Here is a 12,724-nt window from a genome sequence, read left to right on the forward strand (position 1 = left end):
CCCGGATGCGTCTGAACAATAAAAACAATAAATCGCTAAACGGAGTCACGTCATGTCTACGCCCGTCCAGGCTTGCCAGCCCATGGAGCACCTCCCGTCGAGGAATGCTCTGCGCGCTCCTCCCGCCACCCGCCGCAAAACAACACTTCAGCGCAAACGCCAGTACCTGTGAAACAGCACACAGGCTTCGCCGTGTGCGCGACAAAAGCGCCTGGCGAACAGCTTCTCTCTGCCAAAAACAACAATATCACTGGAGACTGAACATGAAATTTTCCCTGCGTCACGTAGCCGCCACCGCTGGGTGCATGCTGATTGCCAGCCAGTTGCTTGCCGAACCCAAACGTCCGGAATGCATCGCCCCTGCCTCGCCAGGTGGCGGGTTCGACCTGACCTGCAAACTGGTACAGAGCGCGCTGATCAACGAGAAGATTCTGACTTCGCCGATGCGCGTCACCTACATGCCAGGCGGTGTCGGCGCGGTGGCCTACAACGCCGTCGTCGCGCAGCGCCCCGCCGATGCCGGCACACTGGTCGCGTGGTCCAGCGGTTCGCTGCTCAATCTGGCGCAGGGCAAATTCGGTCGTTTCGATGAGAACGCAGTGCGCTGGCTCGCCGCCGTGGGTACCAGCTATGGCGCGATCGCAGTGAAGAGCGACTCGCCCTACAAGAATCTCGACGACCTGGTCCAGGCGCTGAAAGCCGATCCCAGCAAAGTCGTGATCGGCTCAGGCGGCACCGTGGGCAGCCAGGACTGGATGCAGACCGCTCTGATCGCCAAGGCCGCAGGCATCAACCCGCGCGCCCTGCGCTACGTGGCACTCGAAGGCGGCGGTGAAATCGCCACCGCGTTGCTTGGCGGCCACATCCAGGTGGGCAGTACCGATATTTCCGACTCCATGCCGCACATTCTGAGCGGCGATATGCGCCTGCTCGCGGTGTTCGCCGAAAAGCGTATCGACGAACCTGAAATGAAAGACATCCCCACCGCCAAGGAACAGGGCTACGACATCGTCTGGCCGGTGGTACGTGGCTTCTACCTCGGGCCGAAAGTCAGCGACGAAGACTACAACTGGTGGAAAGCCTCGTTCGACAAGATCCTGGCTTCCGAGGACTTCGCCAAACTGCGCGACCAGCGCGAGCTGTTCCCGTTCGCCATGACCGGCGCGGAACTGGACACCTACGTCAAGAAGCAGGTCGCCGACTACAAGTTGATGGCCAAGGAATTCGGCCTGATTCAGTAATTGAACTCAATTGACTGACATTCAGTTGCGCCCGCCGTAAGGGCGCGACTCAGGAGCTTCTCATGGTCATACAACGCATCTTCGCTGGCGTGCTGTTACTGGCATGCATAGGCCTTGCCCTTATGGCCTGGCCTTATCAGGCACCTTTTTCCTACGAACCGGTCGGACCGCGCGCCTTCCCGCTGCTGATGCTCGGGCTGATGGGCGTCGCCCTGCTGTACCTGCTGATCAGACCTACACCCATCGTGCACACCGAGGAAGACCCGGAGCTGGACCGCGAGACCCTGATCAAGATCGGCGTGTGCATCGTCCTGCTGCTGATATTCGCGGGGCTGTTCGAACCGCTGGGCTTCATCCTCAGCAGCATTCTGATCGGCATCCCTATGGCCCGCCTGTATGGCGGTCGCTGGCTGCCGAGCGTGGTGGTGGTGATTCTGATGAGCGTCGGCCTGTACCTGCTGTTCGACAAGGCCATGGACGTCCCCTTGCCTTTGGGCCTGCTCAGCGTTCTGGAGAATTAAAATGGATACTTTCGGTTATCTGGGCCAGGGCTTCGGTGTCGCCCTGACGCCTTACAACCTGATCACGGCGCTGTGCGGAACACTGATCGGTACTGTCGTCGGCCTGCTGCCGGGGCTTGGACCGATCAACGGTGTAGCGCTGCTGATCCCTATCGCCTTCGCGCTGGGCCTGCCGCCCGAGTCGGCGCTGATTCTGCTGGCAGCCGTGTACCTGGGCTGCGAATACGGCGGACGCATCAGTTCGATCCTGCTGAACATTCCGGGTGAAGCGTCCACCGTAATGACCACTCTGGACGGTTACCCGATGGCCCGTCAGGGCCTGGCCGGGGTTGCACTGTCGCTGTCGGCATGGAGCTCGTTCATCGGCGCGTTCATCGCCACCTGCGGCATGGTGCTGTTCGCGCCCTTGCTCGCCAAATGGGCGATTGCCTTCGGTCCTGCGGAATACTTCGTGCTGATGGTGTTCGCAATCGTCTGTCTGGGCGGGATGGCCGGTGACCGGCCGCTGAAGACGTTCATTGCCGCGCTGATCGGGCTGTTCCTGTCTGCGGTCGGTATCGATGCCAACAGCGGGGTGTACCGTTTCACGGGTGACAACATTCACCTCACCGATGGCATTCAGTTCGTGGTGCTGGTGCTGGGCCTGTTTTCGATCAGCGAAATCCTTTTGCTGCTGGAGAAGACCCATCGCGGTCAGGAGGCCGTCAAGGCCACCGGGCGCATGATGTTCAACGTCAAGGAAGCCGCTTCCGTGTTCGTGGTGAACATTCGCTGCGGTCTGCTGGGGTTCATCCTCGGCGTGCTGCCGGGTGCCGGTGCGACGCTGGCCAGCGCGGTCGCGTACATGACGGAAAAACGCATTGCCGGCGCCAGCGGCAAGTTCGGCCAGGGCGACATGCGTGGCCTGGCCGCACCCGAGACAGCCATCGGCGCGACAGCCTGTGGCGCACTGGTGCCGATGCTGACGCTGGGCGTTCCGGGTTCAGGCACCACGGCGGTGATGATCGGCGCGTTGTCGCTGTACAACATCACGCCCGGACCGATGCTGTTTCAACAGCAGCCGGACATTGTCTGGGGCCTGATCGCGTCGTTGTTCATCGCCAACATCATGCTGGTGATCCTCAACATCCCGATGATTCGCATCTTCACGCGCATCCTTGCCGTACCGAACTGGGCGCTGGTGCCGGTGATTGCGATCATCACCGGCATCGGTGTGTATGCAGTGCACGCCACCACATTCGACCTGTTCCTGATGGTCGGTATCGGTATCTTCGGTTACATCCTGCGCAAGCTGGACTTCCCGCTGTCGCCGATCCTGCTCGGGTTCATCCTTGGTGGCCTGATGGAGCAGAACCTGCGTCGTGCCCTGTCGATCTCCAACGGCGAACTGGGGATCCTCTGGTCGAGCCCGATTACCCTCGGCGTCTGGGTGGTGACCGTGTTCATGCTGCTGTTCCCGCTGCTGCGCATCTGGCGCAAGCGCGCCAAACAGCAGGCTGCTGCGGCACATGGCTGATTCGTCTCTGCGCCAATGGTGGGCAACGCCACTGGTCGGCCTGCTGGGCGGCTACCTCGCCAGCCAGGTCGGCTGGCCGTTGCCGTGGATGGTGGGCTCGTTGCTGGCAATCATCCTGGTGCGCTGCCTGACACCCTGGCAGTTGGCGCAGATTCCCGGCGGTCGCAAATGCGGTCAGTTGATCATCGGGATCGGCATCGGCCTGCACTTCACCCCGGTGGTCATCGAACAGGTACTGGCGCATTTCGGGCTGATTTTCATCGGTGCCCTGGTCACCAGCCTGTCGTGTCTGGTCGGCGTGTGGCTGATGCTGCGTACCGGCGAGGATCGCCCTACGGCGTTCTTCTCCAGCATGCCGGGCGGTTCCGGGGAGATGGTCAACCTCGGCGCGCGTAACGGTGCAACGCTGAGCAGTGTCGCGGCCGCACAAAGTCTGCGGGTACTCGCCGTCGTGCTGTGCGTGCCGGCGATCTTCAAATACCTATTGGGTGATGGCGCACCCGCCTTGCATGCCAGCGCCGTGGACTGGCGCTGGCTGGCCGTTCTGCTGCCGCTCGGGGCCGCGCTGGCCTGGCTGTGGCAACGCCTCAAGCAGCCCAATCCCTGGCTGTTCGGCCCGCTGTTGCTCAGCGCCGTGGCGAGCGTGGTCTGGGATCTGAAAATCGGCCTGCCCAACGGTGCCAGCCAGCTTGGCCAGTTGCTGATTGGCAGCGGGCTGGGTTGTCATTTCAATCGGGAGTTCTTTCGGCGTGCGCCATCGTTCCTGGCGCGCACGCTGCTGGGCACTGCGCTGACCATGCTGATCGCCGCGCTGGCGGCACTGGCGCTGAGCGCCCTCACCCACCTGGACCTGCGTTCGCTGACGCTGGGCATGATGCCCGGCGGCATCGCAGAAATGAGCCTGACCGCCGAAGTGCTGCAACTGTCGGTGCCGCTGGTCACGGCCATGCAGGTCATGCGCCTGCTGTTCGTGCTGTTTCTCGCCGAGCCGCTGTACCGACGCTGGAACAAACGGCTCGCTGACTGATCAGGTCGCTGGAACCTTCTCAAATCAAAGCGCAGGCAAGCGCCAGTCGATCGGCGCAATGCCGTTTTGCTCAAGGTACTTGTTGGCCCGCCCAAAATGCCCGTTGCCCAAAAAGCCTTTGTAGGCTGACAACGGCGACGGATGGACGGAGGTCAGCACCAGATGCTTGGTCGCATCGACCAGTTTCTGCTTGCTCTGCGCATGAGCGCCCCACAGCAGGAACACCAGATGCGGCTGGTGCTCGCTGACCACTTGAATGATCCGGTCCGTGAAGTGCTGCCAGCCTTTGCCCGCATGCGACGCAGCATTGGCGCGTTCGACAGTGAGGGTGGTGTTAAGCAGAAGAACACCCTGATCAGCCCAGGATTGCAGGCAACCGTGGTTCGGAATATCAATGTTGAGGTCGCGTTTTAGCTCTTTGTAGATGTTGACCAGCGATGGCGGCGTCGGCACACCCGGCTGCACCGAGAAGCACAGCCCATGCGCCTGGTTCGGGCCGTGATACGGGTCCTGGCCTAGGATGACCACTTTCACGTTATCCAGCGGCGTGGAGTTCAACGCATTGAAGATCAGTGGTCCGGGCGGATAGATTTCCTTGCCCGCCGCGTGCTCCTGACGCAGAAACTCGCGCAACTGAGCCATGTAGGGTTGTTCGAATTCTTCACGCAGGGCTTCTTTCCAGCTCGGCTCAAGCTTGATGCGGTCGTCGCTAGTCATGGTTACATCCGGTAAAAACAATGCGCGGACACTAGGAAAGCCGGGCAGCAAAGTCAATGCTGGTTGCGCCATGCGCCTTCAAGATCGGACGCAGAGCGTCCAGAAAAGTGTGCCGACGCGGAGCGTCGGCACCATAGTCAGTTTGCAACAGTCAGTTCGCAGCTGTCAGTTCACAGCGTTGGCAGGATAGCGAGCGCGCATATTTCAGCTATCGATGCCCACCACGACCATCGCCGCGCCCGCCTCGTCCATGATCACGGCCATCCCGTCCGCCACGCCCACCGTGGTCATCCCAGCCACGGTTACCTCGATCGCCGCGGAAGCCGTCGTTGCGGCCGAAGCCACCATTGCCGCGAAAGCCGTCATTGCGGCCAAAGCCATCGTTTCTCCAGCCATAACCCGGCGGACGTCCCGGCTGGTAGTAGCGCGGCGGGGGCGGTGGCGCGTAATAACGGGGTGCAGGGGCGTAATAGCGGGGCTGGGTGTAATAGCGCGGTTGAGGCGCCACATAGATGCGTCGCTCCTGATAGTAGGTAGAGCGGTAGCCATTGTCATACGCGTAGGCACCGCCAACGACAGTCGGCTGCGTGTACACATCGGATTCGTAGTAACCGGGACCTGCGTAGCAACCAGAAAGGAAAAGGGTCAGCAACGTGATAAGCAAGGGTCTTCGATACATGGCGGCCTCCTGGACCGCGATTGGGCCAAACCAGCGACGCTGGTCGGCGTCCGTCAAAGCGGTTGGCGGACGAATTATCTGACACCGAAAAGGCCTTCTAGTGCCTTGGGGCTGCGTCGACGCCTCAATACAAATGATCGCCAGCAGATGCGCAAAGGCTCTGCAACCAAGGCCTGCAGGCCTGTTTCGGCTTTCTACAAACATGCTACAAAACATTTCATCTGCCTTTGCCTCATCACGGTGCGTTCTCGCACCAGCACAAGGCAGTTCCTGCGGCAGCTGACCGTCGACGACTCGGCCAAGCCTTGAAAAACAAGGCGCAGCATAAGTTGGCACAACTCTCGCTTGATGAGCGATGTGCAGGAGTCAACACAGGTTCGCGGCACCACAATTTGCAATAGCCGACTAGGGTTCCGGCTTGCCGCCAGGCAAGTGGCTGGTCCGAGAGTTGGCGACCTCCAGTAGAGGTTACACGGCGGGACAAAAGCCCGGGAGACAGGGACACCAGTGGTGTCACGTTGCTCCTGGCCGCCTTTTTTCACTACTGGAGATTTCTCAACATGCAAAAGTCTCGTCTCTTCGGTCTGCTGACGGCAGGCCTGCTTGCTGCGTTGAGCCTCTCGGCGAATGCCGCCCAGAAAGATCACTTCAACGTCTGCTGGACCATCTACGCAGGCTGGATGCCGTGGGAATACGCAGGTAGCCAGGGCATCGTCGACAAGTGGGCGAAAAAGTACGGCATCAAGATCGATGTCACTCAGCTCAATGACTACGTCGAATCCATCAATCAGTACACTGCCGGCCAGTTCGATGGCTGCACCATGACCAACATGGACGCCCTGACCATCCCGGCCGCAGGTGGCGTGGAAAGCACGGCACTGATCGTCAGCGACTTCTCCAATGGCAATGACGGCATCGTGCTCAAGGGCGAAGGCAAGAAAGTCGCCGATCTGAAAGGCATGGACGTCAATCTGGTCGAACTGTCGGTGTCTCACTATCTGCTGGCCCGAGCGCTGGACAGCGTCAAGCTCAGTGAAAAAGACCTCAAGGTGGTCAACACCTCGGATGCCGATATCTCGGCAGCCTTCAATACCGACGATGTACAGGCGGTCACCACCTGGAACCCGATGCTCTCGGACATCAAGGCCAAGCCCGGCGTGACCGAAGTGTTCAACTCCAGCCAGATCCCCGGCGAGATCATGGACATGATGGTCGTCAACACCCAGACCCTGAAAGACAACCCGGCCCTGGGCAAAGCCCTGACCGGCGCCTGGTTTGAAGTGGTCGCGCTGATGAATGCCAAAAATGCTCAGGCCAAGGCTGCGCTGGAACACATGGCCAAGGCATCGGGCACCGATCTGGCCGGCTTCCAGGCGCAACTGGACACCACCAAGCTGTTTGCCACGCCCAAGGAAGCCCTTGAGTTCGCCACCAGCAAACAGCTGCCGGACACCCAGCGCAAGGTGGCTGACTTCTCGTTCGCCCACGGTTTGCTCGGCGAAGGCGCACGCGACGCCGATGCGGTCGGCATGTCGTTCGCCAATGGCGTGACGCTCGGCGACAAGGGCAATCTCAAGCTGCACTTTGACCCCAGCTACGTGCAGATGGCCGTCGACGGCAAGCTGTAAATCACGCTCAGTAGAAAGGTCATTGCCATGCGTTTGATAAACCGCCATCCGGATCGTGCCGGTCGCCTGATACTGGTGATCCTGCCGTTCGCCTTGTTGCTGTTCGCCTATTTCATGGGCTCAGCCACCCGGCTTGCGGAAAACCCCAGCGACAAACTGCTGCCCAGCGCGGTACAGATGGCCGATGCGGTCAAACGCATGGCGTTCGTTGCCGACCCGCGCAGCGGTGACTACCTGCTGTGGCAGGACAGCGCATCGAGCCTGCAACGCCTGGCCATCGGCCTGGGGATCAGCGCGCTGTTGGGTCTGTGTCTGGGCATCGCAGCGGGCATCCTGCCGTTGTGCGGCGCACCGCTGTCGCCCTTGCTGACGGTGCTGTCGATGGTGCCGCCGCTGGCCATCCTGCCGATTCTGTTCATCGTGTTCGGTCTGGGCGAATTGTCGAAGGTGATGCTGATCGTGATCGGTATCACACCGATTCTGGCCCGTGATCTGGAACAGCGCGCCCGTGAAATCCCCGTCGAACTGCTGATCAAGGCGCAAACCCTCGGCGCCTCGACCTGGACACTGATCCTGCGGGTGATCCTGCCGCAATTGCTGCCACGCCTGTTGATCGCCCTGCGCCTGGTGCTGGGTTCGGCGTGGCTGTTCCTGATCGCCGCCGAGGCGATTGCTTCGACTGACGGCCTGGGCTATCGGATCTTCCTGGTGCGGCGCTATCTGGCGATGGACGTGATTCTTCCCTATGTGGTGTGGATCACCCTGCTCGCCTGGCTGATGGACTGGGGCCTGAAAGCCCTGACCCGACGTGCCTTTCCCTGGTACGAAGGAGCGCGAGCATGAGCTTTATCAGTGTGCGCAATGTCTGGCAGCAATACGCCGATCAGGTGGTGCTCGAGGGCCTCAACCTGGACGTGGCCGAAGGCGAGTTCTGCACGCTGGTCGGCGCGTCGGGCTGCGGCAAGTCGACCTTTCTGCGCCTGTTGCTGGGTCAGGAATCCCCCAGTCGCGGCCTGATCACGCTGGACGGCACGCCCCTGCGCAATGAGCCGGATGCCAGCCGTGGCGTGGTGTTTCAGCGCTATTCGGTGTTCCCGCACCTGTCGGTGCTCGACAACGTGGCGCTGGGTCTGGAGCTGCCCCGCTCGCCCTGGCTCGGCCGTCTGTTCGGCCAAGCCAAAAGCGAGGCGCGCGAGCACGCCGCACAGTTGCTCGGCAAGGTCGGCCTGGGGCATGCGCTGGACAAGTACCCGACGCAATTGTCCGGCGGCATGCAGCAGCGTCTGGCGATCGCCCAGGCGCTGATCATGAAACCGCGCGTCCTGCTGCTGGACGAGCCGTTCGGCGCGCTCGACCCCGGCATCCGCAAGGACATGCACCACCTGCTGCTGGACCTGTGGCGCGAAACGAAACTGACCGTGTTCATGGTCACCCACGACTTGTCCGAAGGTTTCAACCTCGGCACCCGCCTGCTGGTTTTCGACAAGGTGCGCCACGACCCGCACGCGCCCGGCGCCTATGGCGCGCGCATCACTTACGACATCCCCCTCAACAGCGAACGCCGCGCCGAACGCGCCGCCATCGATTCGCTGCTCAACGTTTCAGAGGAGCCCGTTCAATGACTGACTCAACCACGCTGTACCCGGTTTTCGCCGAAGAGATGCTGCCCGGTGGCGGCCATCGTTCGTTCATCCTCAAGCGCGGCGAACTGCTGCGTCTGACCGACCTGCACGGCAACGCTAACGTCAGCCTGACCCTGCTCAACGCCCACGAAAAAACCGAGCGGCTGAACCTGCCCGACAGCCTCAAATGCCAGCACACCGCCCGCCTGAGCAACGGTCATTGCCTGTATTCAGACATGGGCCGTGTACTGGCGGCCATTGTCACTGACACCTGCGGCTGGAGCGACAGCATCGGCGGCGTGCTCAATGCGCAGGAAGTCGCTGAAAAATACGGCCAGGGCCGTTATCAGGAATTGCGCAACGGCTTCTTTCGCAACGGCGTCGACAACCTGCTGGTCGAGCTGGGCAAATGGGGGCTGGGGCTGTCCGACCTGCTGATGACCCTCAACCTGTTCAGCCGTGTCGATGTCGACGAGGCAGGAACCCTGCACTTCGCGCCGAACAATTCCAAAGCCGGCGACTACATCGAACTCTACGCACCAATGGACACGCTGGTGGTGCTGACCGCGCTGCAACACCCGATGGACCCCAACCCGGAATATGCCCCGCAACCGCTCAAGCTCAGCTGGATGAAAGCCGACGCAAGCGTCGCCGAGCACTGCCGCACCTCGCGCCCGGAAAACGAGCGCGGCTTCATCAATACCGACCGCCTGTTCGCCTGAGGAGCCTTGTCATGAACTCACCCACCCACCTTTGCTGTGACGCGACCATACCGGCCGGCGAGCCCTTTCTGGCCGAGGTCAAGGCCGGGCAGACCGTGCGCATCCTCGATCTGCAAGGCAATCAGGCCGTCGACACACTGTTTTTCAGCCTGAGCAACCCGCGTGAACGCTACGACGTACAGCGCACCCTGCGCCGTCAGAACAGCGTGTACCTGACCACCGGCAGCGTGCTGTTTTCCAACCTCGGCCAGCCGATGCTGACCATTGTCGATGACACCTGCGGTCGCCACGACACGCTCGGTGGCGCGTGCGCGCAAGAGAGCAACATCGTCCGCTACGCCCTGGAAAAGCGCTACATGCATAGCTGCCGCGACAACTACCTGCGCGCCTGCATGCATGACGGTCGGCTGAGCAAGGCCGACATCGGCCCCAACATCAACTTCTTCATGAACGTACCCGTGACAGCCGAAGGCGGCCTGACCTTCGAAGACGGTATTTCCGCACCCGGCAAATACGTCGAGCTGCGCGCTGAAATGGACGTGATCGTGCTGATTTCCAACTGTCCGCAGCTCAACAACCCCTGCAACGGCTACAACCCGACGCCTGCGCAATTGTTGATTCGCGACTGACCCGGCACCTGCCCTCAGCAACGGACGACCGTTGCGTAGATTGATCAATAGCGGGACGGCCCGCTTCCCATCACGAAACCGAGCGCGACTGGGTTTCCGGGGTTATGCCATGTTCGACAAACTGCTGATCGCCAACCGTGGCGCCATTGCCTGCCGCATCCTGCGGACCCTGCGCACCTTGCAGGTCAAGGGCGTGGCGGTGTATTCCGAAGCCGACGCTGCCAGCCTGCACCTGATGCAGGCCGACGAAGCCCACAGCCTGGGCGAAGGCGGCGCAGCCGGAACGTATCTGGCGGTGGACAAGATCCTCGCCATCGCCAAAGCCAGCGGCGCCAAGGCCATTCATCCCGGCTACGGGTTTCTCTCCGAAAACGCTGGGTTCGCTCAGGCCTGCGAAGACGCCGGTATCGCCTTCGTCGGCCCGACGCCCGAGCAACTGCGCGTATTCGGCCTCAAACACACCGCCCGAGCGTTGGCCGGGCAGCATGGCGTGCCCATGCTCGAAGGCACCGAACTGCTCGACAGTCTGGAGTCGGCCATCGCGGCAGCTCGCACCATCGGCTACCCGGTGATGCTCAAGAGCACCGCGGGCGGTGGTGGCATCGGCATGCGTGTGTGTCGCAGCGCCGAAGAGCTGGCCGACTCGTTCGAGGCGGTCAAACGCCTCGGTCAGAACAATTTCAGTGACGCGGGTGTATTCATCGAGAAATACATCCAGCGCGCCCGCCACCTGGAAGTGCAGGTGTTCGGCGACGGTCAGGGAGAAGTGCTGGCGCTCGGCGTACGCGACTGCTCGGTACAGCGGCGCAATCAGAAAGTGCTGGAAGAAACCCCGGCCCCGAACCTGCCGCACGGCATGGCTGAAGAGCTGTGCGCAGCGGCTGTCAAACTCGCCAAGGCAGTCGATTACCGCAGCGCCGGGACGGTCGAGTTCGTCTTCGACAGTGAAGATCAGCGCTTCTATTTTCTGGAAGTGAACACACGCTTGCAGGTCGAGCACGGCGTCACCGAGCAGGTGTGGGGCGTGGATCTGGTCAGCTGGATGGTGCAACTGGCCGCCGGTGATCTGCCGCCGCTGGATCAGTTGCAGGCCGGCCTGAAACCGGTTGGCCATGCGATTCAGGCGCGGCTCTACGCGGAAGATCCGGGCCGTGACTTTCAGCCCTGCCCTGGCCTGCTGACTGCGGCTGACTTCCCGCCTGCCGATGGCCGGTCGCTGCGCATCGACACCTGGGTCGAGGCCGGTTGTGAGATACCGCCGTACTTCGACCCGATGATCGCCAAGCTGATCAGTTGGGCGCCGACCCGCGAGGACGCCAGCGCCGGGCTGATCGACGCGCTGAACGAAACGCGTCTGTACGGTGTGGAAACCAATCGCGACTACCTGCGCCAGATCATTGCCGACGCGCCGTTCGCCAGTGGCCAGCCATGGACCCGCTGTCTGGAAGATCTGCTGTATCACGCTGACACCTTCGAAGTGTTGAGCGGCGGCACCCAGACCAGCGTTCAGGATTATCCGGGACGACTGGGCTACTGGGCGGTCGGCGTACCGCCATCCGGGCCGATGGACAGCCGCGCGTTGCGCCAGGGCAATGGCCTGCTGGGCAACCCTGAAGGATGCGCCGCGCTGGAAATAACCATGAGCGGGCCGCTACTGCGTTTCAACAGCGATGCGGTGGTCGCAGTGACCGGTGCGCACATCCCGATCACCCTCGATGGCCAATCCTGTGCGATGAACACCGCGCTATTCGTGAGCGCCGGTTCGACGTTGTCGCTGGGCACCATCGCAGGTGCCGGTGTGCGCAGCTATCTGTGCGTGCGCGGCGGGCTCGACGTGCCGGATTATCTGGGCAGCAAAAGTACCTTTACCCTCGGCCAGTTCGGCGGTCATGGCGGTCGCGCGCTGCGCGCCGGCGATGTGCTGCACATCGCGCCCCTGGTGGAGCGCAGTGCGGGGCAGCGGATTGCCGATGAGGCACTTGAAGCGCTGACAGACGTGCGCCGGATGAGGGTCATTTACGGCCCGCATGCCGCCCCGGAATACTTCACCGAAGCGTACATCGAAAGGTTTTTCGCGACCGACTGGGAAGTGCATTTCAACTCCAGCCGCACCGGCGTGCGCCTGATCGGCCCCAAACCCGAATGGGTGCGTGCAGATGGTGGCGAGGCGGGGTTGCACCCTTCCAACATTCACGACAACCCGTATGCGATCGGCGCGGTGGATTTCACCGGCGACATGCCGGTAATCCTGGGGCCGGACGGACCCAGCCTGGGCGGATTCGTCTGCCCGGTGACCATCATCGAAGCGGACCTGTGGCAGCTGGGGCAATTGAAGGCTGGCGACAGAGTCCGATTCACCCCGGTGAGTGTCGAGGCGTGTCATGCAGAACGATGCGGGAGCGCGCTTGCTCGCGAAGGCTAT

Annotated in this window: 12 protein-coding genes and 1 riboswitch; of the genes, 10 read left to right on the plus strand and 2 right to left on the minus strand. The window is 61.9% G+C overall.

Annotated elements, in window-relative coordinates:
- Positions 1-257: 257 nt before the first annotated feature.
- The 4 genes from P406_RS00350 to P406_RS00365 all read left to right on the plus strand — a co-directional run bounded on the left by P406_RS00350 (position 258) and on the right by P406_RS00365 (position 4,305).
- On the plus strand, positions 258-1,241 hold the full coding sequence (locus P406_RS00350) for a Bug family tripartite tricarboxylate transporter substrate binding protein (RefSeq protein WP_170963816.1): 984 nt from the start codon (positions 258-260) through the stop codon (positions 1,239-1,241).
- Positions 1,242-1,303: 62 nt separating this feature from the next.
- A complete protein-coding gene (locus tag P406_RS00355) occupies positions 1,304-1,762 on the plus strand; it encodes a tripartite tricarboxylate transporter TctB family protein (protein WP_003395824.1) in 459 nt (152 codons plus the stop codon).
- 1 nt (position 1,763) lies between these two features.
- Entirely contained in the window at positions 1,764-3,278 is a 1,515-nt protein-coding gene (locus tag P406_RS00360) for a tripartite tricarboxylate transporter permease (RefSeq protein WP_003413028.1), read from the plus strand.
- Complete coding sequence (locus P406_RS00365) at positions 3,271-4,305, plus strand: AbrB family transcriptional regulator (RefSeq protein ID WP_003413030.1); 1,035 nt, start codon at positions 3,271-3,273, stop codon at positions 4,303-4,305. Before P406_RS00360 ends, P406_RS00365 begins: the two co-directional genes overlap by 8 nt.
- Before the next feature lie 24 nt (positions 4,306-4,329).
- On the opposite strand, the gene ung is transcribed toward P406_RS00365, so the two are convergent.
- Together ung and P406_RS26940 are read right to left on the minus strand one after the other, a co-directional pair.
- The gene (gene ung / locus P406_RS00370; RefSeq protein ID WP_003413031.1) at positions 4,330-5,022 is read right to left on the minus strand and encodes a uracil-DNA glycosylase; all 693 of its coding nucleotides are present in this window, start codon (positions 5,020-5,022) and stop codon (positions 4,330-4,332) included.
- A gap of 208 nt (positions 5,023-5,230) precedes the next feature.
- On the minus strand, positions 5,231-5,617 hold the full coding sequence (locus P406_RS26940) for a hypothetical protein (protein WP_161632673.1): 387 nt from the start codon (positions 5,615-5,617) through the stop codon (positions 5,231-5,233).
- Positions 5,618-6,095: 478 nt separating this feature from the next.
- Positions 6,096-6,198, plus strand: a riboswitch (guanidine-I (ykkC/yxkD leader).
- Between the two features lie 63 nt (positions 6,199-6,261).
- Between P406_RS26940 and P406_RS00380 the strand changes: the two genes are divergently transcribed.
- From P406_RS00380 to P406_RS00405, 6 genes are all read left to right on the plus strand, one after another.
- Positions 6,262-7,329: a putative urea ABC transporter substrate-binding protein gene (locus tag P406_RS00380; protein WP_046234990.1), complete on the plus strand. Its 1,068-nt coding sequence runs from the start codon at positions 6,262-6,264 to the stop codon at positions 7,327-7,329.
- A 27-nt stretch (positions 7,330-7,356) separates the two neighbouring features.
- The gene (locus tag P406_RS00385; protein ID WP_003413041.1) at positions 7,357-8,172 is read left to right on the plus strand and encodes an ABC transporter permease; all 816 of its coding nucleotides are present in this window, start codon (positions 7,357-7,359) and stop codon (positions 8,170-8,172) included.
- Positions 8,169-8,951, plus strand: coding sequence for an ABC transporter ATP-binding protein (locus tag P406_RS00390; RefSeq protein ID WP_024660702.1), 783 nt, complete (start codon positions 8,169-8,171; stop codon positions 8,949-8,951). Before P406_RS00385 ends, P406_RS00390 begins: the two co-directional genes overlap by 4 nt.
- Positions 8,948-9,673: an urea amidolyase associated protein UAAP1 gene (locus P406_RS00395; protein WP_046234991.1), complete on the plus strand. Its 726-nt coding sequence runs from the start codon at positions 8,948-8,950 to the stop codon at positions 9,671-9,673. Before P406_RS00390 ends, P406_RS00395 begins: the two co-directional genes overlap by 4 nt.
- Positions 9,674-9,684: 11 nt before the next feature.
- Positions 9,685-10,302 carry an urea amidolyase associated protein UAAP2 gene (locus P406_RS00400; protein WP_046234992.1) on the plus strand — a complete coding sequence of 206 codons (618 nt, stop codon included), beginning with the start codon at positions 9,685-9,687 and terminating at the stop codon, positions 10,300-10,302.
- 109 nt (positions 10,303-10,411) lie between these two features.
- On the plus strand, positions 10,412-12,724 hold a 2,313-nt coding region (locus P406_RS00405), incomplete at its 3' end, for a 5-oxoprolinase/urea amidolyase family protein (RefSeq protein ID WP_046234993.1).

The sequence above is a fragment of the Pseudomonas syringae pv. coryli str. NCPPB 4273 genome (assembly GCF_000972175.1).
GTDB classification, from domain to species: domain Bacteria; phylum Pseudomonadota; class Gammaproteobacteria; order Pseudomonadales; family Pseudomonadaceae; genus Aquipseudomonas; species Aquipseudomonas syringae.